Source organism: Paracoccus sp. NIOT.M2S5SZ12 (assembly GCF_057748165.1).
Genome location: NZ_JBYLFR010000029.1, coordinates 1 through 20581, shown reverse-complemented (window position 1 = coordinate 20581; position 20581 = coordinate 1). Strand labels below are relative to the sequence as shown.

Here is a 20581-nt window from a genome sequence, read left to right as displayed (position 1 = left end):
ACGCCAAGGGCATCGTGGCACAGCTCCACGCGCAAGGCGTGAAGACCATCGTCATGCTGACGGGCGATAACGAGCGGACGGCGCGCGCCGGTGCAGCCGAGGTCGCCCGCGTCGCCTGAACCTAAAGGGGAAAGGGGAAGTCACGCCTCAAGCCGCCTTTCTGCAACAACGCCCTCCTGGCAGATAGGTCTTTCCAAGATGCTCGAATGGCTGTTTTTCGGACGCCGCTCCCTGAGACTGAATGTTATCGGGATTGTATAGTCGCACGTCCTTCGGCAGTTCTTCCTCTCCGCGAGCTTCAGCGGCAGTGACACCACGATATGTCCCGTCAGGGAACAGCACCCAGCGCGCATTGCCTTTTCCGAGTTCAACCGGCTGCGGCTGAAATACCTTGTTATATTTGACCTTACTCTTGTCCTTCGAATACCAGAGCAGGAAATCACCGAGCGTTGGGAGCGTCGTCGACTCGAAACCCGACGTTGTCTGAAAGCTGATCTGGGAAACAAAGCCGCCCGGAAACACCTCGTCCAGCACTTCGCGAACGTGATGCACGTTGTCGTCAGAAATCTGAACGAAAAGCGAACCTGACTCTGTCAGCAGTTCCCTCGCCAGCATCACGCGGTCACGCAGGTAGGCCAGATAGGAGTGCAGACCGAGCTCCCAGGTGTCCCGATAGGCTTTCACCATCTCGGGCTCGCGGATCATCTCATCGTCCTTCCCGTGATCCACCCGGTTTTTTCGCACGAAGGGCTGGAAGTTCGAGCCGAACTTCACGCCATAAGGCGGATCAAAGTAGATCATCTGAACCTGACCGCCCATCCCCTCGTACTCAGTGAGCGAGTTCATCACCTGCAGCGAGTCGCCAAGGATCAGGCGGTTGGTCCACGGGCCCTTGTGTTCGTAGGCGTCTATTCGGTCGGCGATGTCGAGGTCCACGTCCCCGAACAGGTCCAGCGTCTGCCCGCGCGCCTTGTGCGATTTCAGCGTCTCGAGGATCGCCTGCGTCGAATGCCGCTCATGCACGAACAGCGGCAGCGTCGGCACGGTGATCTGCTGCCGCTCGGCCTTGCCCGCCCAGTTCAGGAACGGCCTCGTTAGGCTGCGCAGCCGCGCCGCGCATTGCGAGAGCGAGGTGAACCGCTCCTCCGTGCCCTGCCAGACCTGCGGCTGGGCGAAAACCGTGGTCTCTCCCTTCTCCGCGGCCTCGGCCACCAGGTTGACCAGCCATTCCGCAAACGGCCGCTCGCCGCTCTCGTCCCACGTCAGCTCCGGCGCGAGACTGGAATCGTAGCGATAGGTCTTCGGCGGCTTGCGATGCGAGAACTGCGCCTCGACCCCCACATCCGGACGCAACACCGCCTCATCGGCGTGCGCATAGGCGGCCGCTCCATTCCCGCTAGGCATGGGTGCTGGCTTGGACGTCGCTGCCGCGGCAGCCGAGGGCGCTTTCCGGTTTGCAAGTGCGACTGAGCCGCCGCGCCCCTTGCCTTTTACAATCAACCCATCAGCAACCAGTGCCTCCTTGGCCGCGAGATAGTCGCCCTCATCCAGATCCGACAGTTGATTTCGAAGCACACCAAGGAGAGCCTGGTTGCCGATGGTCGAGCCGTCTTGAGGAACATTTGCAAGGATGAGGTCGCGCAAGGAACTGGACATGGGTACGGCTGAAACCTTCGGCATAAGCGGCTGATCGGGATAGCCTATTGCGCGAGGCTTGTTTTGTCAGCCGCAAAGTCGCCTAACCCTTGAGCATCTCTAGCTGTTCTGGCCATGCCGCTGGAAGCGTTTCCGGCAGTTTGGCGAGCGTAACGTCAACCCCCTGACGCCCCTCGAGGACTGCCTCGACGATGTCCGGTGCAAGCAGGGCCAGCCGCAGCAGCCGTGCGAGATAGGACGGTGCGATCCCTTCGCGCTCGGCCAGTTCGCCGACGGTGGCGAACTCCCCGGACTCAAGCATCTTCTTCCACCTGAACGCGCGAGCCAACGCCTTGATCAACGTATCGTCGATCTTTCGTCTGACCTGCGCGTCCGCGGGCAAGTGCATCTCCTTGCGCCCGCCGCGCTTCACAAGGCGGAAGGGGACGTGCAGCGTCACGGTATCGGGGGAACGCGTCGCGCTCGTCATGCCGCGCGCTCCGAGGCGCTGGTCGCCATTTCGCGCGCGAGGGTGCCGAGCCCGTCGATGCGAAGCCTGACGTCAAATCCCTGCGTGCCGATGTCGACCCTCTCGACAAGCAGCGCGACGATTCGCGCCTGCTCGGCCGGGAAGAGTTCTTCCCACAGCGGATCGAGTTTCCAACGTGCCGGTGAGCAGATCGACCACAAGCGCATTTCCGAAATCGAAGCGCGAGGTGGGGCCCGCGTAGAAGTCGGAGACCAGCTGGCCAATCCGGGCGCGACTGCCGAACGTCGTCAGCAGCTCGAAGCCATCGGTCGAAGGACTGCGGAACACCGCAATCTCGCCGGGCCAGGGAACCGCATGCGCGACGACCATCGGCCGATGCGCGGGCTGGTCCTCGGTCAGCTGCGGCAGGTCCATCAGCACCGCGTCCGGCGCGCCGAACACCACGGCGCGCGTCAGCGACGCCGCGCGGGGATCGCCGGGCGGCAGGTCGTAGGTCGCGCGATCCTGGCGGACCGCCTCGATGCCGCGAGCCTCCGCGTCGGCGATGGAGACGAGCCGCAGGTCGACCAGCCGCCCGTCATGGGCGAGCCGGATCGGGTCCGCCGGATCGAGCGCGAGCCGCGAGGGCGGCAGACGGAATGCCGCCGTCTCGCGCCCCACCCACGCCTCCATCAGCGCGCGGCGGCAGCGCCGCTCGGCTTCCTCGGGCGGCACCGCCATCGGGAAGCTCTCCGAGGCGATCCGTGTCGTGTCGACGGTGATGCGCCGCGCCTCGACGAGGGCCGCGTCGTAATCCTCGTCGGCGCGGGCGACCTGCCACTTCAGCGCCTGCGGCAGTTCCGTCTCCTGGCCCCGCGTCAGTTCCAGCACGTCGCCCTCGCGGGCGGCCACAAGATCGTCGGGATCGAACGTGGCGACCGACGCCCGGCCACGCATGATGAAACGGATCACGCCCTCGGTCTCCACGGCGTCGAAGCCGAGGCGGTCCACAAGGGCGACAGCTATCCCGGCGAGCACGACGCGATCAAGCTGAACGCGGCGCTCTGGACCGCGAAGACCTTGGCCGAGGGCGGCACCGGCGATCTGTTCTACACCATGAACAAGGAGGCTGCGGGCGACGATCTCGGCCTGACGCTGCAGACCGGCTTCGTGACCAAGGCGCTGGTGGGGCTGTTCGGCTCGGACAGTTTCCGGCTCGCCGTCTCCGCCGACGGCAGCACCTTCTTCGACGGGCTGAGCGTCGACAACGCGAACGGCATCGTCGATCAGCCCCGGCTGCCGCGGTTCAAGGCGTACACCAACTACGACAACTATGTCGGCGTAGGAACCTGGACGAAGATCGGCCTGAACAACACCGACTATAACGATCAGGGGGCGTTCGACGCCGCGAACAACCATTTCGTGGTGCCTTCGGATGGCACCTACCTCTTCGGCGCGACGCTGCTTTACAAGATCAACGCCAGCGCCACGGCCCGCATGCGCGGGCGGCTCGTGCTGAACGGCACGACGGAAATCCGCGGCTCCCTCGGCGAAATCTCCGCCACCCATGTCTCGCTAGCCACCGCGATCTGGCTGCAGACCATGGTCCCGCTCACTGCGGGCGACACCGTCGAGTTGCAGGGGTATTTCCGGGTCGCGGACGGCTACTTCGCGGCTGACCACACCTCGTTCTGGGGCGCGAAGATCGGCTGAGCGGCAACAACGGGATTGCACACGCCCCTTTGACCTGTGCGGCGCTAGCGGAAAGAAATGCCTTGAAGCTCTAGTTGGTGGAGGTTGCATATCGAGACACGAAAGCGCTGCTCGTGCCTCGCGAGCCTGCGCAAATGCCCAGAACAAAGGCTGCCAAATGCTGACAAGACGACACTTCGTTCGATCAACCACAGCGCTGTTTTCAGCGTCGGTCTCCGGCCCACTCCTCGCCGATACCTGGCCCACCGAGGCGCAGAAGGCTGCCTGGGATGCACAGGTGACGCCTCCAAATTATGTCCCCGAAACCTCCAATCCTTGGGGTCTGCACCCGCGGTTCCTGCCGCAACGAGTCGTCGCGAAGGACGGTCTCGTACCGGGAGATATCCATGTCGATGCGGTCGCGCGATATCTCTACCATATCGAGGAGGGTGGAACCGCTATGCGTTATGGCGTGGCGATCGGGCGTGGCGACCTCTACGAACCGGGTATCTATACGATACAGCGCAAGGTCGAGTGGCCGCACTGGACCCCGACCCAGAACATGATCGAGCGGGAACCGGAGATTTATGCGCAGTTCGAGGGTGGTGTGGAACCCGGGCCCGAGAACGCGCTCGGATCGCGGGCCATGTACCTCTACGTCGGGGATCGCGACACATATTTGCGGATTCACGGTACCCCGTTTCCGCAAAGTATCGGCAGCCGAGCCAGCTCGGGTTGCGTCAGGATGGTGATGGCGCACATCAACAGTCTCTATCCACGTGTCGAGATCGGCTCGACGGCGTATCTCTATTCGGCGGAAGGCAGCCTTGCGGCACCAGAGGTTGGCGACCTGTGGTGATGCGCGCCGAGCGACGGATGCTGCCGTTCGCATTCGTCAGGCCTGCGCCTGCCGACAGATAGCCGCTCCGTTTCTTGCCCGAAGTGGCAGGAGCGTTGTCTCGACCTGACCGCGATGCTCGTACCAGTAACACCCGTCGTCAGGCAGCAGGCGGACGGTTGAGAGATCCTGACCGTCCGCCGCCAATTCGAGAACGATCTCGGGAACGCCGGACTCGGGTTCAGTGGCAGGCAACTGGCCGACCTCCTGCGAGCCGCAGCTTGCGGTCAGAAAGAGTGCGACGACAGCCATCTTCATCCGTGTCCGAGTAATACTCAGCATTGTTGTTCCTTCCGCTTATGCCACTCCTCGCGACGGTTTTCATGGGTAGTGCTAAAACCGCACGGATCACCGCACTTTCTAGCAAAAATACAAACTGAAATACCACCGTATTTTGCTCTTGAAGCTCTAGCTACTGTAGGGGCTATGTCATGGTGATGCACCCGAATCCAGAGGTCCATTCATGCCGTCCGACACCCATCACCACGATCACGATCATGCCGAAGACGACCAGGCAAACGGCGGCAACTGTTGCGGGAGCGCGGGAACGTGCGGCGACATCGAGCCGACGACGCCCGCGCCGACGGGCGGGCGCAGTTTTCAGGTGTCCGGCCTCGATTGCGCCGAGGAGGTCGCGATCCTGAACAAGGTGGTTGGCCCGAAGATCGGCGGGGCCGAGCATCTCGCGTTCGACGTGATCAATGGACGGATGACTATTCTCGACAGCGCCAAGAGTGTATCGGACGGCGAAATTGCAGAACTGGTCGCAAGCACCGGCATGACCGCCAAGCCCTGGGATGCCGAAAACGCGTCGGTCGACCAGGCGGCCCATCTTGCACGACAGCGGCTGTTTACGGCGCTCAGTGGCGGCTTCTGGGCCGCGGGATTTCTGTGGCACATCATCGAGACCGGCATGGGGGGGGCACTCGGCCTCTTCGCAGGGCACGGCGAAGCGCCGATGCCACTGGTCGAGGCAGGGCTATTCGCGGTTGCGATCCTGTTCGGTGTCTGGCTCGTGGCACCCAAGGCATGGTCGTCCGCACGGAGGCTGTCGCCCGACATGAACCTGCTGATGGTGGTCGCGGTGGCCGGTGCCATAGGGCTTGGCGAATTCTTCGAGGCGGCGACGGTTGCGTTCTTCTTCTCGCTCTCGCTCTACCTCGAAAGCTGGAGCGTCGGGCGTGCGAGGAATGCGGTCTCGGCGCTCTTGGATCTTGCACCACCGACGGCGCGCGTGATCCGCGAAGACGGAAGCGAGGCCGACGTTCCGGCGGCTCAAGTCGCCGTAGGCTCAAGCTTCATAGTACGCGGTGGCGACCGTATCCCCCTCGATGGTGAGGTGACGGACGGCGCGGGCGCGGTCGATCAGGCGCCAATCACCGGAGAGAGTGCGCTGGTCCCAAAGGAACGAGGCGACGAAGTCTATGCCGGCACGATCAACGGCGAAGGCACATTGACGGTGCGCGCCACGAAGGCCGCCTCGGACACGGTCTTGGCCAAGATCATCCGCATGGTCGGCGACGCCCATGCCCGCCGCGCGCCGGTGGAGCAATGGGTGGCGAAGTTCGCCCGCATCTACACGCCTATCGTCATGGCTCTCGCCATTGCAATTGCCCTGCTGCCGCCGCTCATTTTCGGTGGGGCCTGGGATTATTGGTTCTACAATGCACTCGTGCTGCTAGTGATCGCCTGCCCGTGTGCTCTGGTCATCTCGACACCGGTCTCCATCGTCGCCGCACTCACCGCTTCAGCGCGGGCCGGAGTGCTGATCAAGGGCGGTGCATATGTTGAGGCACCGGGCAAGACCACTGCACTGGCCATGGACAAGACCGGCACGATCACCATGGGCGAGCCCGAGGTGGCGGCGGTGCATCCGCTGGGTAGAGCATCGGCGCAGGATCTGATGACCCTCGCCGCGGGGCTCGAGGCACGTTCCTCGCATCCCTTGGCGCGCGCCATTCTCGCGCGGGCAGAAGCCGACGGCATCAAGGTGTCCGCCGCAGAAGATACCCGAACCGTTCCTGGTAGGGGACTTGAAGGACGCACTGACGGCCGGTCGATCTGGCTAGGGTCGGACCGGTTTGCCGAGGAGAAGGGTTTCGGTGACGCCATTCCGAAGGATTTGCGCGACCGCATCGAAGGGGCTGGCAGCACCCTTGTTGCCGTGGGCGACGACACCGGCGTGACCGGCATCCTGGAATTGCGCGACCGTATCCGCCCCGACGCCAAGGGCATCGTGGCACAGCTCCACGCGCAAGGCGTGAAGACCATCGTCATGCTGACGGGCGATAACGAGCGGACGGCGCGCGCCGTTGCAGCCGAGGTCGGCATCGACGAGGTCCGCGCCGAGCTTCTGCCCGAAGACAAAGTGACAGCCATCGAAGAACTGGTCGAAACGCATGACATGGTGGCCATGATCGGCGACGGGGTGAACGACGCCCCCGCCATGGCGCGGGCGCATTACGCCATCGCGATGGGTGCTGTTGGTTCGGACGCGGCAATCGAGACTGCGGATATTGCCCTGATGACCGACGACCTTAGCAAGGTGCCTTGGCTGATCGGTCATTCGCGCCGGACAATGTCGATTATCCATCAGAACATCGGTATTTCCTTGGCGACCAAGGGCGTTTTCGTTGTCGCTACCGCGTTTGGAGTGGCATCGATGTGGGGCGCTATTGCAGCCGACGTAGGAGTGTCATTGCTGGTGGTGGCCAACGCCCTGCGCCTGCTGAACAGCCAAGAGGCCAAGGCGCCTCCGTCCGGCGGTGAACAGGTTGGTCCACAGATGACAAAGGCCGCGCTTGCCCATGCACATTGATCACGCAGCATTTGCAAGGTACCGTAATATCCATATCCGACCTCACCAAAGAGGCATGAGCAGTGAAAACCATCCGATTTCCCCGCCGCGCCGTCCTGTTGGGCGGGTTCGCAGCGTTTTTGTCCGGCTGTGCCAGCAAGTTCCGCAGCTATGGCGGACCCGAGGTGACCCGTGTTCGGCTTTATAAGGGGCAGCGCTTGCTTGTTCTCGACGGAGCCGATCGCGTATTGCAAACCTATCCGGTCGGGCTGGGTTTCGCTCCTGAGGGTCACAAGCAATTCGAGGGAGACGGCCGGACCCCGGAGGGCACCTACATAGTCGATAAGCGCAACCCTGAAAGCACTTATCATCTTTCGGTTGGCATCTCTTATCCGAATGAGGCCGACATCGCTTTTGCCGAGGCGCAGGGCCGATCCCCCGGGGGCGACATCTTCATCCATGGTGGTCCACGACCCGGCATCGACCCAACGGACGTCCGCGACTGGACAGCTGGCTGCATCGCGGTCACAGATCGGCAGATCGAGGACATCTATGCAATGGTGAAGGACGGAACACCTATCCACATCTTTGCATGACGGTGTTTCTCATGCGGCGGTAGCGCGCCGTCGCATTGGTCGCCGTTGCCCAGCTCCACGAAGCCAAGATGAGCGCCAGCAGCATCCAGTCCCCGAAGCTCGCGTAGAGTGTCGGCGGTCGCGCGGAGGGCAGGCTAGCGTCGATGATGCCCGTTTCGCCGGTATCGAGCCGCGCAACGATCTCTCCGCTCGTGTCGATGACCGCAGAGATGCCCGTATTCGCGGCTCGAATGACAGGAAGGCCTTCCTCTACGGCGCGCATACGTGCGGAAGCCAGATGCTGCTCAGGTCCGATGCTGGTGCCAAACCAGGCGTCGTTGGTTGCGTTGAAGATCCAGTCTGGCTTGAACAGGTCGTCGACCACATGGCTTGGGAAGATGATCTCATAGCAGATCGCTAGGGCGACCAGCGGCACACCCGGAAGCGCAAGCGTTCGCGGGCCCGGTCCGGGCGTAAAATCGCCCAGACCCGCCGTGAGCCGCTCGATGGGCGACCAGCCGCGGAATGGCACATATTCGCCGAAGGGTACGAGATGATGTTTCGCGTATCCGGTCAGGATTCTGCCGGTCGCGCCAAAAGCCTGGACCGTGTTGAAATATCGGGTGCCATCTTCGCTCGGTACACGGTCCGGCACACCGGTGAGCAGCACCCTGCCGTCTGGTAGCGCAGCGGCAATGCGATCCCGTGCCTCCGTATCCTCATCGAGGAAACCCGGAAAGGCGGTTTCCGGCCAAAGAAGAACGTCGAAATCGCCGGGCTGGGTTGAAAGCTCAAGATAGCGCGCGAAGGTCGCCTCGCGGTTCTCGGGCGCCCATTTCTCCTCTTGTGGAATGTTGCCTTGGACGATGCGCAGGTCGACACCGGGTGGCTGTTGTGCATCCGACTGGAGGCGAAGCGTGCCGACAGCCCACATCGTCGCGATGCCCGCCAGCGCCATGAGCGAAACGGTCAATCGTTGCCGCCCGGACGCCATGACAGCCGCGCCGGGAAGTGCCGCGACGAACACGGTGAGAAAGCTTAGCCCATAGCTTCCGACCCAGGCGGCGGGTTGGCGAGGAGCGGCGTAATCGACCAAAGCGTAGCCGGCGAGGTTCCATGGAAAACCTGTCAGAACGTGACCGCGCAACCACTCGGCCACGGTCCAGGAGGTCGCGAACAGGAGGCAGGCCAAGAGACTGCCCATGGCTCCACGCCGCGCGATTTCGGCGAAAAGCGCGGCGGCAATGGCCGGGAAAATCGCGAGACCTGCGGACAATCCCGCGACGGCCGGGATCGCCATCGCCCCGAACCGCTCGGCCTCGACGTAGAAACTCTCTGCAATCCACGAAATCCCGAAACCGAACTGGCCGAGACCAAACGCCCAGCCGACGAGGAAAGCGCGCCCGAAGGAGAGATCGCGAAGCCCGACAAACAACGCGGAATAGGCAACGGGAACAAGCAGGAGAATCGAAAGAGGCGGGAAAGTCAGAACCGTCAGCGCCCCGGCGGCGAAACCAAGCGTCATCCGCGAAAGCAAACAGGGGCGCAGAGCGATGCGGTTCAGAATTTCCGTCTTCACGACTTGATCGGACGCCGCGCGCTGATCCATGGCGCGGCGAGCAAGAGCCCTACGCCACTGACGACAAATACATCGGCCATGTTGAAGGCAGGCCAATGTGTTGTGCCAATGTAGAAATCGAGAAAGTCTGTTACAGCCCGATAGCGCACACGATCGATGACATTGCCCAGCGCTCCGCCAATGATCGCGCCGTAGGCAAGTGTTTCGGCCGCATTTTCGACGCGAAACAGCATGACAGCAAACCAAATACAGATGGCAAGAGCGAGAGCGGTGAGGCTCCACCACGGCGCGCCGCCCAGCATCCCGAAAGTCACGCCGTCATTACGAGAAAAGACGAGGTTGAATCCCGGAAACACGGAAATCCCGGCGCTAAAAGTGGCGGCATTCGCAACGACAATGGCTTTGGTGATCTGATCGATTGCGAACGCAGCAAGCGCGGCAAAGACGCCGATCACTTTGGGTAGTGACATTGCCTCACCCCAACCAGACATCGAGAAACAGCATCAGAACGAGCCCGACAGCCAGGCCGAGCGTCGCCCTGTTCTGATAGCCGCTGCGATGGGTTTCGGGGATAATCTCGTGGCTGATGACGTAGAGCATTGCGCCCGCGGCAAAGGCCAGTCCCCATGGAAGCAGCGGTTCCGACAGTGTGATGATGCCGGCCCCGAGCAGACCGCCAATCGGCTCGACCATGCCAGTCAGCGCCGCAATGCCCCAGGCGCGCAGCTTCGGAGATCCCTCGCCCAGCAGCGACACCGCGACGGCCAATCCTTCGGGCGCGTTCTGCAAGCCGATGCCGATGGCGAGTGGGAGGCCACCTTCCATGCCACCGGAACCGAACCCGACCCCGACCGCGAGACCCTCGGGAAAGTTGTGGATCGTGATCGCGATGATGAACAGCCAGACCCGCCGCAATGACGCCGCTTCGGGCCCTTCGCGTCCCGTCTTGAAATGCTCGTGCGGCAGCTTTTCGTTCATCAGGGCGACAGCCCCCATGCCCAGAAGGATCGAGACGCATACGATGGCCGCAGGCATCGCGCCGTTCTCGAACATCGGCTCTGCGGCATCTAATGCCGGGATGATCAGCGAAAAGAACGAGGCTGACAGCATGACACCGGCAGCGAAGCCGAGCGACAGATCGCGCGTGGCCCGGGACGGGATGCGCCCGAACAGCACGGGAGCTGCTCCGACTGCCGTGAGCGAACCGGCGGCGAGACTTCCGAGAAAGCCGAGCATTATCGGGGACAGATTTTCCATGGGCGGGCCAGATTATCCTTCGGCGTAGCTTGAAAAGACTTCCGTCGACCCGTCCTCGCGGATGAGGAAGACATCATAGGCTTCGCGGTCATCTTCAGGCCCCATACCGGGCGAGCCATAGGGCATCCCCGGAACGGCGAGGCCTACGGTGTCCGGGCGCTCCTCGAGAAGGCGGCGGATGTCAGCGGCCGGGACATGGCCCTCGATCACGTAGCCATCAATGACCGCGGTGTGGCAGGAGACCATGCGCTGCGGCACGCCGTTGTCGAACTTGAAGCGAACCAGCGATCCACCGAACATGTCCTGGCCCGTCGGCGCAAAACCGTTTTCTTCGAGATGGTTCATCCACGAGAGGCAGCAGCCGCATCCGTTCGTCTTGCGGACGTCGATCGCCGTTGCCTCTGCGAGGGCCTGTGCCGCCGGGAAAAGGGCGAGCGTGATGGCCAGAGCTTGGGTCATGCGTTTCATGGATCAGAGCCTTTCGGTTATCGTTTCGGCAATCTCGCTGCCGAGGTTTTCATTCAGAAGCGCCCGCGCCTCGGCCAGACGCGAGAGCGCGGCGGTATCATCCGCTTCGCGCTCGGCTGCTTCGGCGAGCCGGTCGTCAGAGAGGGGGTCAGTCGGGCGCCCATCCACGAGCACCTCATAGTGCAGGTTCGGACCTGTCGCCGTGCCAGTCGCGCCGACGCGGCCGATCACGTCTCCCGCCGCAACGCGTTGGCCTTGTGCCAAGTCTTCCGGCACGGCGCTCAGATGCGCGTAGCGCGTCATGGTGTCGGAGCCGTGCAAGATTTCGACCACGCGACCATATCCGCCGCGCCAGCCGATGAAATTGACCCGCCCCGGTGCCGTCGCTTGAACCGGTGTCCCACGTGCCGCTGCGAAATCGACGCCGGTGTGCATCCGGACGTTGCCAAAGACCGGATGCGTGCGGCGTCCGAACACCGAGCTCAGGCGCGCACCCTCGACCGGCTGTGCGAAGACGCGCAGCACCTCGCCATCGACGTAGATCGTCGCCTGACCGCTGCCGTCGTCCGGCCATACGATCTCGTAAAGCGAACCGCCGATCTCCAGTGCGGCGAAGGCGAGTTCGGGCTGTCCGATCCTGTCCTCGCCAACCCGCGCCTCACGCCAGAGAAGCCTTAGTGCTTCGCCGCCGGCCATCTCGCGGCGGAAATCCACGGTCCCACCCAGCATCTGCGCAAGGTCCACGGAAAAACGGGCGGGTATGCCGGCTTCGTCGAGTGCCGCGAAGATCGAGCTGTCGATCACGGCTTTGCCGGCAAGGGTTACGATTTCCGGATCCGGAGTCACGACCTGTGTGGACAACTGCTCGCCGAAAATCACCTCGATCCGAACCCCGTCCTCGACGGCAAGTGAGACGGTGCGGGGGCTGCCGTCCATGGTCGAAGCGACAGTGACCGAGTGCCCCGGCCGCAGCCGTCGCAGATCGTATTCCGCGCCAAGCGCGAGGGCAACTTCGGCTCTGTCAGAAGCCGCAAGTCCAGCTTCGGACAGCAAGAAATCGAGCGTCTCGCCTGGTAAAATGTCGCGCGACCACGTCGACAGCGGTGGCTCGATCGCCCTTACCGGCCTGTCGGCAAACGCGACCTGCAGAAGGGGCAGCGGGCTGAGGTCGGATGCATCGTCTGCCCATGCCGCCGCGGGCAGCATCACGGGGATGTCAACGTTCTGGGGGGCTTCAGGACCTTGGGGCATCCAGCTACCTGCCTGGGCAAGTTCCGGCGGCACGGGTTCTTTCGACAAAAGATCGGAGATCGCGATAGCTGCCCCGGGAACTGTCCCCGCAATTGCGACACAAGCCGCCAAAGTTCTGAGCCTCATGTCGCCCCCTCCATTTCTTCTTCCAGCGCGCGGCGAATTTTCGGCACCGCGAATTCTCTGGGTTCGTGATAGTCGATCATGGTGACGAACCGCCCAGAGGCTGCGAACAGGAAGACGCTCGCGCTGTGGTTCATCGTGTAATCGCCGCTCTCCGTCGGCACCCTTTCGTAGGTGGCGTGGAAGCCGTCCGCGACGCGCGCTATCTGCTCCTCCGGCCCCGTCCAGCCGCGAATCGCCGGATGGAAGTAGCCGACATATTCGGCCATCGTTTCGACAGTGTCGCGCTCGGGATCGACCGTGATGAAAACCACGTTCATCTCGTCGGCCTCGTCTCCCAGATCGTCGAGCCATCCCGAAATGTCCGAGAGCGTGGTCGGGCAGACATCGGGACAGTAGGTGAAGCCGAAGAACGCCATCGTCGGTCGCCGGATCAGGGTTTCCGGCCCGACCGCGTTGCCCTCATGATCCGTCAGACGGAAATCCATCGCGGTCAGAGCCACAGGCCGCTGCCCGATAGGCTCAGGTCCACCGGGGCCATCGACCTGCCACCAACCGGCAAAGAGCATCAGGGCGACCACCCCGACACCAGCCGCGCCGTACCCCAGGATCGCCCGTCGCCGCATCAGTCCTCCGGCCCCCGCGCGGCGATGCCGAGGATCGTCACCTCGACCGTCACTTCGCCTCCGTCGTCGAAAAGCAGGGTCAGCGGAAAGGTTTCCCCTTCTGTCATCGGTTCTTGCAGCCGCATTAGCATTGCGTGCAGGCCCCCCGGTTCGAGCGCGACGCTCTCGCCCGGGGCGATCGCGATTTCCCCCGCCGGGCTCATGGAACTCACACCCTCGGCATTGGTCTTCGTCTCGTGAATTTCGGGCATCATCGCGAGCGGTGTTGTAAGGCCGATCAGCGTCACCGGCTCGTCGCCAGTGTTGCGGATCGTCATGTAAGCGGCCCCGGGACGGTTCACCCCGATGGAGGCGCGGGACCACGCGTTCTCGACGACAACATCCTCGGGTGCGGCCAGCGCGGGCACTGAGAGCCCTCCAAGGGTCAAAAGCGCCGCCAGTGTGCTGGTCAAAATATACTTTTTCATCGTTTTGATCCTGCCCTTTCCATTCAGCTTTGCGCGGCAGCGACTTCGGCAGCCACCAATCGCCGCAGTTCTGCCTCCCCGAATGGATCGAGCGGCTTGCCGTTCACGAAGAATGTGGGCGTCTGGCGAACTCCCACGGTCTCTACATCGGCACGATCCTGATTCAGGATCGCCACGACATCGGGTGCCAGCATTTGCGTGCGCGCGGCCTCGGCATCGAGTCCGGCCGTGGTGGCGATCTGAAGGATCAGGCCAGGCGCCGGGGCACCGTGTGACGCCCATCTCGGCTGTTCCCGCAGAACGGCCTCGAGCACCGGCACGTAAACGTCCTGCATGTGCGCCGCCTCGAGCACGCGGATGGCTTCCTCGGATGCCGCGCCGTGGAAGGGCGTGTAGCGGATCACGACGCGGACAGCATCCTCATGCTCGGCCATGATGTCCTTCACGATGGGATGAAAGGCGCGACAGGCCTCGCAGGCCGGATCGAAGAATTCGACGATCGTGACGGGCGCTTCCGCAGGCCCGAGGATGGGCGAGTAGGGGCGGATCATCGCGTCCGCGAGTTCCGGCGCAACAGGCTCCGCTTCGGCCACCGGGCCGGGGCGGGTTGCAAACCAGGTGGCTCCGCCGAAACCGGCGACGCCGAGGGCGAGAACGGACAGGATCAGGCCGCGTCGGTTCATGTTCGTGTGTCCTTCAATGAAAGGGCCGACAGCGCCCCGATCAGCGCGAAGGCGGCGAGCGCCATCAGCGGGATCGGGACGCCGAAGACCAGTTGGTTGTCATCGGTGCAAGAGGGGCCGGTGGCCGTGCAGGGCTGGATGCGTTCGGGAACAAGACCGACGTACAGCCCTATGTGCCAGAGGGCGATTGCGCCGCCGCCAAGCGCCAATGCGATGCCGTAGCGCCCCACGCGGCCGTCCCGCCACCAAAGGCCGAACCCGAGGACGATGGCCAAGGGGAACATGAAGGCGCGCTGGAACCAGCACAGCACACAGGGCGTCTGCCCCAGCACCTCGCCGATGAAAAGCACGGCAAGCGAGGCGACGAGCGCGATGATCCACGCCAGCCCGAGGGCTATTTCTCCGGATATGCGGTTCATTTCGGTCAGATCCTCTCTTCCAGATCGGCGAAGATCTCTTCGGCGGAGGTGCCGTAGGGCCACGAGTCGGCGAAGCCCGCGTCGGGATCGAAGAGGAACAAATGCGACGTGTGGCCCATCGTGTAACCATCCGGCGCCGCAGCCTCTTCGACGCGTTCAAAGAAGATCGGAAACGTCTCGGAGGTGGCGGCGATCTGTTCCGGCGTGCCGGTCAGACCGATGATGCCCGCATCGAACAGCGGGACGTATTCGGCGAGTGCGGCGGGCGTGTCCCGTTCGGGGTCGATGGTGATGAAAATCGGCTGGACCTTGGCGGCATCGTCGCCCAGACCGTCCATCACCGCCGCGACCTCAGATAGGGTCGTCGGGCAGACGTCGGGGCAGTTGGTAAAGCCGAAAAAAACAAGCATCCAGCGCTCCGCAAAGTCCTTCTCGGTTCGAACCATACCCTGGTGGTCCGTCAGTTCGAACTCAGCGAAGAAAGGCGGCTCGGCGTCAGTTCGGGCGCTGTCGGCACGATAGTCGGACCAGAGTAAAAGCCATACGAAGGCAAGCGCTGCCACGCCTGCCAAAACCCAAAGAAACTTCTGTGCCGATGTAAGAGACAATCCTGTTCGCCTGCCATTGATCCTTGTGTGTCTGCGCGTCTACATCCTCTAGCCACTGAAGGTTCAAGCATGAAGATGGCGCCTTGATGCGACATCACGCGCCTGTGAATCCCGCACTTGCCCGCTCACACCGCAAAACCTACAAGGACTGTATACTTTTTCTGGAGGTGAGAATGCTCACGATCGGCACTCTGTCAAAGAAGACCGGCACGAAGGTGCAGACCATCCGGTACTACGAGCAGATCGGGCTCATGCCCGAACCTGGCCGGACCGAGGGCGGACAGAGGCGCTACGACGGTTCACAACTCGATCGCCTGTCCTTCATCCGCCACTCGCGGCAACTAGGCTTCTCGCTCGATGCGATCCGCGAGCTGCTCGACCTCAGCGACCATCCCAATCGGCCCTGTGATGAAGCTGATGCCATCGCGCGTCGCCAGCTCAAACGGGTGGAGCAGCGCATGGCCCGCCTGAAGGCGCTGCGCACGGAACTGAAACGCATGGTCCACGAGTGCAGCGGCGGGCGGACAGCGGATTGCCGGGTGCTGGAGGTATTGCGGGACCATTCTGAATGTCTGACCGAGCACGACGAGATTGGGGCCTGATTGGACCATGCCAATGTCGCGGCAGGAACTTAGACCAGCCGCAGGAGTTCTTCGATCGTAAACCACGAGCCGAAAACGAGAAATGGCCGCAGAACAAGATTCAAAAGAGAGACGCACGCTCTGGATCGTTCTGGCGCTCAATATCGGTCTGGCCGTGGCTTTTTTTGCAACCGGTGCGTTCGGCGATTCCAGCGCCTTGATCGCCAACGGCCTCGACAACCTTTCCGACAGCTTCGTCTACGCTATCAGCCTGTTTGCGCTGTCCCGGTCCGGCAAATGGAAACGCGGAGCGGCGAACATCTCCGGTGGGCTGCTGATCCTGTTCGCTGCAGGCATCCTCTACGATGCATGGCGCCGCTACATCGGCGGGTCAGATCCGCTCGGGACGATCATGATCGCCATGGCCCTGATCGCCGCGGCGATCAACGCGGTCTGCGTCTGGTTGCTCGCCCGACTCCGCGAACCGGACGTCAACATCCGCGCGGCGAACACCTTCAGCTGGAACGACTTCGCCGCGAACCTCGGGATCGTCGTGGCTGGCGGTCTCGTCGCCTGGCTGGGAACGAACTGGCCGGACCTGGTCGTGGGTGTGGTCGTGGCCGGGATCGCGGCGTGGGGCGGTATCGACATCCTGCGCGATGCACACGGCGAACACCACAAAGCCGTTCATGCCGACGACCGGTAGCGATTGATCGCCTTCTGAGAAAAAGGACTTGAAGCTACAGTCGCTGGAGCATTTATGTAGATCCTCGCCAGACTCGAGGAGATGCATCTTGCCCGCCATTGACCCCTTGCTGACAGCCACGCGGCTGCTGGATTTCGAAGCCGCTCCTATTGCGGATCTGGTCGCGGGCCGCGGCTGGCAGGCTTTTGGCGAGCATGACCGGATCGGTGCCGCCTATGATTTCGTCCGAAACGAGATCGCTTTCGGCTACAATCGTGCCGACGACATCCCGACCTCAGAAGTGCTGTCGGACGGCTACGGCCAGTGCAACACCAAGGGCACGCTGCTCATGGCGTTGCTACGTTGCCTTGGCATTCGGTGTCGCCTGCATGGCTTCACCATCCACAAGGCGCTCCAGCGCGGTGTCGTGCCCGAGTGGGTTTATCCGCTGGCCCCCGCGGAAATCCTCCACTCCTGGGTAGAGGTCGAGACCGAGAATGGATGGATCAATCTCGAAGGGTTCATCCTGGACACGCCCTTTCTGAAATCGCTGCAACGGGCGTTCATCGAGATGGAAAGCCTTTGCGGCTACGGGGCCAGCACCGACTGCTTGAGCGGCCCACCGGTCGAGTGGACCGGCGACGACACATATATCCAGAAGACCGGCATCGCCCGCGATCTCGCAACATACGCTATACCAGACGAGTTCTACCGGGGGCATCGCCAGGACTTCGGCGCCTTGCGCGACCGGCTCTATCGCCACGTCATCCGCCACTGGATGAACAGACGCGTGCGCGCAATTAGGCGGGGCAAGGTGCCGCAAATCCCCGGCCTCGCTCGCCCGAACCATCTTCATGAGGAGACGCACCGTGCCGCATGATCACGGCCATGCCCACATCGATCCCGCATCCGGTGACCGGCGCGTGTCCATCGCGATCTGGGCGAACGCCCTTCTGACCGTCGCACAGATCGCGGGCGGCGTCGTTTCGGGCAGTCTCGCGCTGATCGCGGATGCGCTGCACAACTTCTCGGACATGGCGTCGCTGGTGATCGCTTTCGCGGCGCGCAAGATCGCGCGGCGGCCCGCCGACGAACGCATGACCTTCGGATACGGCCGGATCGAGATTGTCGCTGCACTGATCAACTACACGACACTCATCCTCGTCGGCGTTTACCTGATCTACGAGGGCGGTATGCGCATGATCGATCCGCCCGAGGTTCAGGGTTGGACCGTCGTGATCCTCGGCGGCGTGGCGCTCGTGGTCGACGCTCTGACTGCGGCGCTCACCTGGTCCATGCAGAAGGGCAGCGTGAACATCCGCGCGCTCTTCCTGCACAACCTCTCGGATGCGCTCGCCTCGGTCGCCGTGATCGTCGGCGGCACGCTGATCATTCTCTACGACCTGCGCTGGGTCGATCCCGCAATCACCATCGGTATCGCGCTGTATATACTGTATCTCGCACTGACCGAGATCGGCGGCCCGATCCGGACACTGATGCTGGGCAGCCCGCCGGATATCGACAACTCGGCCGTGATTGCCGCGATGCGGGACGTGGACGGCGTTACGGATGTCCACCACGTGCATCTATGGCAGATGCAGGAACACGAGGCGGCGCTCGACTGCCACGTGGTCGTCGCCGAAGATGGATGGACAAGAATTGAGGCCATCAAGGGCGAGATCAAAGCACGACTGAGCGAGCGCTTCGGCATCGCTCATTCCAGCCTCGAATTCGAGAATGAAAGGAACGCCCACACCAACGCCAACCTCTACGGTCACGGTAGTAATGGCCATGAATGATCAGGAGCACGAATTGACGGAAGAACGATATTATCTCGCACCTTCATACATTTAAGCGCAGGGCGGGCAGTGTCAGCTTTGTGGAGAAGGTTGGATATCAGGCCCATCCCCTCCGCCAAATTCCTCGAACAAACCTTTCTCTCAGTTCGGCTCAGGCCGAATTTTGTTGTTTTATTCAAAGGTTATGTGGTTGCAGGTATGCACCGGCCCCAACGCAGATCCGCTTCATCTTGCTCTCCAGCGGCCGAAATTCTCCACGGCTGATGACTGTGTGAAATCGGTAATCAGCCTATAGTGGTTTGAAAAGGTGAGGTGTTTTTATAGCGTCTCAGTTGTTGGATACGAGGGCCTTCAAGGGCTAATGGAACTGTAATCGAACAAATGCGGCCTGCATGCTTCTCAAGGGGGGCGAAGCTGCCTGCAACAACGCAGTGAATGCAGCCTGCACCGGTACATCTCGCGATCGACCGACTACTCGTGACGCGTTATACGAGCGCCGGACCTTCGGTTAAGTCGAGCGCAGAAAGCGGCATCTCTGTGTTGCGGCGCATCATGAGCCTCAGGATGCGCAAGCGTCAATTGACGGTTGTGCAGCATCGCAGGCGTATGATCCGACGCGAAGGGCGGAAAGCCGACATTCGCTGCGGCGACGATCCGATCACCCATGACCTGCCCCCCGGTCGTCCCTCGTTCATGACGAGAGTCCTTTGGGTTGATAGTGATCGGTTTCAGGTTGGGCAAGCGCGCCGGGCGCGGAGCCCTCAGATTGCTCAAGCGTCCGGCGCGCTTCTGCCGGTGTTTTGTTAGCCAGCGAGGAATGCGGCCTGACGTTGTTGTAGTCGTATCGCCAGATCGCCAACTTTCGGCGGGCATCGGCCAGGCTGTCGAATATCTCCTCATTGAGGCATTCGTCGCGCAGGCTGCCGTTGAAGCTCTTGATGCAGCCATTCTGCTGCGGCTTGCCCGGGTCGATGTAGTGCCGCTCGACACCGTTCTCGTTGGCCCATTTCAGGATCGCCTTGCTGGTGAACTCGGTCCCATTGTCGCTGACGATGCAAGCGGGTTTGCCGTAAATCCTGACCAGCGCATCCAGTTCCCGCGCCACCCGAGCCCCAGAGATGCTCGTGTCGGCGATCAGCGCCAGGTTCTCGCGGCAGCAATCGTCGTTCACAGCCAGGATGCGGAACTTGCGGCAGGCCCCGAACGTGTCGGACAGGAAGTCCAACGACCACCGCTGGTTTGGCCTCAACGGCGCAGGCATTGGCGTCCGGCTACCTCGTGCCCTCTTGCGGCCACGCCTGCGGCGCAGGTCAGACAGGTTCGTCACGGAAGCGCCACGACCACGCACGCCGTCAGAGCAGCAATACAGCGATCGCAAGCTTCGCTCGCGACGCTGAGCCGGCGTTGGGGATCAACCCAAAGACGGTTGCGAAGTGGCGTAAACGGCAGACGGTCAATGATCTCAAGACCGGCCCAAAGGAGCCACGTTCGACGGTCCTCACGGAGGCTGAGGAGGCGGCCATCGTCGCGTTTCGGCGCCACACGCTGCTGCCGCTTGATGACTGCCTCTAGGCCCTTCAGCCGTCCATCCCGCACCTGACACGCTCGGCGCTGCACCGCTGTCTACAGCGGCATGGTATCTCACGCTTGCCTGACGTCGAGGGCGACAAACCGAGGCGGTCGAAGTTCAAACGCTACCCGATCGGCTTCTTCCACATAGACATTGCCGAAGTGCAGACTGCTGAAGGAAAGCTCTTCCTGTTCGTTTGAACCGCGCCGGGTTTGCCGGAGGCTGATTGTCTTTAGTTTCGCGGCTATGGGTTCAGTTTCCAGAGCTGCGTAGAAGTTGGCCTCGGCTTCAGCGGGCGGGATGTTCCCGATCGGCTCGAGGAGACGGCGGTTGTTGAACCAGTCGACTCATTCCAGCGTGGCATATTCGACGGCCTCGAAGCTGCGCCAGGGGCCGCGT

At 62.5% G+C, this 20581-nt stretch carries 21 protein-coding genes and 5 pseudogenes; 9 read left to right on the top strand and 17 right to left on the bottom strand.

Going from position 1 to position 20581, the window contains the following annotated elements:
- Window positions 1-147: 147 nt before the first annotated feature.
- The 4 genes and pseudogenes from AC2SGK_RS17185 to AC2SGK_RS17170 form a co-directional block, all read right to left on the bottom strand.
- Window positions 148-1644 carry a DNA methyltransferase gene (locus AC2SGK_RS17185; RefSeq protein ID WP_488324649.1) on the bottom strand — a complete coding sequence of 499 codons (1497 nt, stop codon included), beginning with the start codon at window positions 1642-1644 and terminating at the stop codon, window positions 148-150.
- A gap of 94 nt (window positions 1645-1738) precedes the next feature.
- Window positions 1739-2095 (bottom strand): hypothetical protein, encoded by a 357-nt coding sequence (locus tag AC2SGK_RS17180; protein ID WP_488324648.1) that lies wholly within the window; start codon window positions 2093-2095, stop codon window positions 1739-1741.
- 26 nt (window positions 2096-2121) lie between these two features.
- Window positions 2122-2295, bottom strand: a pseudogene (locus AC2SGK_RS17175) (recombinase family protein); the annotation flags it as partial.
- A pseudogene (locus tag AC2SGK_RS17170) lies at window positions 2291-3118 on the bottom strand (phage tail protein); the annotation flags it as partial. The pseudogenes AC2SGK_RS17175 and AC2SGK_RS17170, both read right to left, overlap by 5 nt.
- Window positions 3119-3184: 66 nt before the next feature.
- Between AC2SGK_RS17170 and AC2SGK_RS17165 the strand changes: the two are divergent.
- Both AC2SGK_RS17165 and AC2SGK_RS17160 read left to right on the top strand, forming a co-directional pair.
- On the top strand, window positions 3185-3817 hold the full coding sequence (locus AC2SGK_RS17165) for a BclA C-terminal domain-containing protein (RefSeq protein ID WP_488324647.1): 633 nt from the start codon (window positions 3185-3187) through the stop codon (window positions 3815-3817).
- A 157-nt stretch (window positions 3818-3974) separates the two neighbouring features.
- A complete protein-coding gene (locus AC2SGK_RS17160; RefSeq protein ID WP_090735029.1) occupies window positions 3975-4655 on the top strand; it encodes a L,D-transpeptidase in 681 nt (226 codons plus the stop codon).
- A 36-nt stretch (window positions 4656-4691) separates the two neighbouring features.
- Here AC2SGK_RS17160 and AC2SGK_RS17155 read toward each other — a convergent pair whose 3' ends face one another.
- Window positions 4692-4946: a hypothetical protein gene (locus AC2SGK_RS17155; protein ID WP_244614705.1), complete on the bottom strand. Its 255-nt coding sequence runs from the start codon at window positions 4944-4946 to the stop codon at window positions 4692-4694.
- 211 nt (window positions 4947-5157) lie between these two features.
- Between AC2SGK_RS17155 and AC2SGK_RS17150 the strand changes: the two genes are divergently transcribed.
- Entirely contained in the window at window positions 5158-7512 is a 2355-nt protein-coding gene (locus AC2SGK_RS17150) for a heavy metal translocating P-type ATPase (protein ID WP_488324646.1), read from the top strand.
- Between the two features lie 62 nt (window positions 7513-7574).
- Complete coding sequence (locus AC2SGK_RS17145) at window positions 7575-8087, top strand: L,D-transpeptidase family protein (RefSeq protein ID WP_040611036.1); 513 nt, start codon at window positions 7575-7577, stop codon at window positions 8085-8087.
- Here AC2SGK_RS17145 and lnt read toward each other — a convergent pair.
- Genes lnt through AC2SGK_RS17095 form a run of 10 tightly spaced genes read right to left on the bottom strand, consistent with a single transcriptional unit; the run spans window position 8068 to window position 15511 of the window.
- Window positions 8068-9675 (bottom strand): apolipoprotein N-acyltransferase, encoded by a 1608-nt coding sequence (gene lnt / locus AC2SGK_RS17140; RefSeq protein ID WP_119001072.1) that lies wholly within the window; start codon window positions 9673-9675, stop codon window positions 8068-8070. The two genes, AC2SGK_RS17145 and lnt, sit on opposite strands and share 20 nt — an antisense overlap.
- Window positions 9642-10100, bottom strand: a complete 459-nt coding sequence (lspA, locus tag AC2SGK_RS17135; protein ID WP_488324650.1) for a signal peptidase II — start codon at window positions 10098-10100, stop codon at window positions 9642-9644. Before lspA ends, lnt begins: the two co-directional genes overlap by 34 nt.
- Before the next feature lie 19 nt (window positions 10101-10119).
- A complete protein-coding gene (locus AC2SGK_RS17130) occupies window positions 10120-10902 on the bottom strand; it encodes a ZIP family metal transporter (protein ID WP_488324645.1) in 783 nt (260 codons plus the stop codon).
- Window positions 10903-10914: 12 nt separating this feature from the next.
- Complete coding sequence (locus AC2SGK_RS17125; RefSeq protein WP_119001073.1) at window positions 10915-11370, bottom strand: DUF411 domain-containing protein; 456 nt, start codon at window positions 11368-11370, stop codon at window positions 10915-10917.
- A 3-nt stretch (window positions 11371-11373) separates the two neighbouring features.
- Window positions 11374-12747 (bottom strand): M23 family metallopeptidase, encoded by a 1374-nt coding sequence (locus AC2SGK_RS17120; RefSeq protein WP_119001074.1) that lies wholly within the window; start codon window positions 12745-12747, stop codon window positions 11374-11376.
- The gene (locus AC2SGK_RS17115; protein WP_119001075.1) at window positions 12744-13370 is read right to left on the bottom strand and encodes an SCO family protein; all 627 of its coding nucleotides are present in this window, start codon (window positions 13368-13370) and stop codon (window positions 12744-12746) included. The genes AC2SGK_RS17120 and AC2SGK_RS17115 overlap by 4 nt, the downstream gene beginning before the upstream one ends.
- Window positions 13370-13837: a copper chaperone PCu(A)C gene (locus AC2SGK_RS17110; RefSeq protein ID WP_119001076.1), complete on the bottom strand. Its 468-nt coding sequence runs from the start codon at window positions 13835-13837 to the stop codon at window positions 13370-13372. The genes AC2SGK_RS17115 and AC2SGK_RS17110 overlap by 1 nt, the downstream gene beginning before the upstream one ends.
- Before the next feature lie 23 nt (window positions 13838-13860).
- Window positions 13861-14520: a DsbA family protein gene (locus AC2SGK_RS17105; protein WP_488324644.1), complete on the bottom strand. Its 660-nt coding sequence runs from the start codon at window positions 14518-14520 to the stop codon at window positions 13861-13863.
- Window positions 14517-14939 (bottom strand): disulfide bond formation protein B, encoded by a 423-nt coding sequence (locus AC2SGK_RS17100; protein ID WP_119001078.1) that lies wholly within the window; start codon window positions 14937-14939, stop codon window positions 14517-14519. The genes AC2SGK_RS17105 and AC2SGK_RS17100 overlap by 4 nt, the downstream gene beginning before the upstream one ends.
- Window positions 14940-14944: 5 nt before the next feature.
- A complete protein-coding gene (locus tag AC2SGK_RS17095) occupies window positions 14945-15511 on the bottom strand; it encodes an SCO family protein (protein ID WP_488324643.1) in 567 nt (188 codons plus the stop codon).
- Between the two features lie 209 nt (window positions 15512-15720).
- Between AC2SGK_RS17095 and AC2SGK_RS17090 the strand changes: the two genes are divergently transcribed.
- The 4 genes from AC2SGK_RS17090 (at window position 15721) to AC2SGK_RS17075 (ending at window position 18612) form a co-directional block, all read left to right on the top strand.
- Entirely contained in the window at window positions 15721-16149 is a 429-nt protein-coding gene (locus tag AC2SGK_RS17090; protein WP_007426244.1) for a MerR family transcriptional regulator, read from the top strand.
- A gap of 82 nt (window positions 16150-16231) precedes the next feature.
- Window positions 16232-16834, top strand: a complete 603-nt coding sequence (locus AC2SGK_RS17085) for a cation efflux transmembrane domain-containing protein (RefSeq protein WP_090735048.1) — start codon at window positions 16232-16234, stop codon at window positions 16832-16834.
- An 88-nt stretch (window positions 16835-16922) separates the two neighbouring features.
- Entirely contained in the window at window positions 16923-17693 is a 771-nt protein-coding gene (locus tag AC2SGK_RS17080; RefSeq protein ID WP_488324642.1) for a transglutaminase-like domain-containing protein, read from the top strand.
- On the top strand, window positions 17683-18612 hold the full coding sequence (locus AC2SGK_RS17075; RefSeq protein ID WP_090735052.1) for a cation diffusion facilitator family transporter: 930 nt from the start codon (window positions 17683-17685) through the stop codon (window positions 18610-18612). Before AC2SGK_RS17080 ends, AC2SGK_RS17075 begins: the two co-directional genes overlap by 11 nt.
- 691 nt (window positions 18613-19303) lie before the next feature.
- Here the strand turns inward: AC2SGK_RS17075 and AC2SGK_RS17070 are convergent.
- A pseudogene (locus tag AC2SGK_RS17070) lies at window positions 19304-19921 on the bottom strand (integrase core domain-containing protein); the annotation flags it as partial.
- 54 nt (window positions 19922-19975) lie between these two features.
- Between AC2SGK_RS17070 and AC2SGK_RS17065 the strand changes: the two are divergent.
- Window positions 19976-20379, top strand: a pseudogene (locus tag AC2SGK_RS17065) (transposase family protein); the annotation flags it as partial.
- A 42-nt stretch (window positions 20380-20421) separates the two neighbouring features.
- Here AC2SGK_RS17065 and AC2SGK_RS17060 read toward each other — a convergent pair.
- Window positions 20422-20581, bottom strand: a pseudogene (locus AC2SGK_RS17060) (IS3 family transposase); the annotation flags it as partial.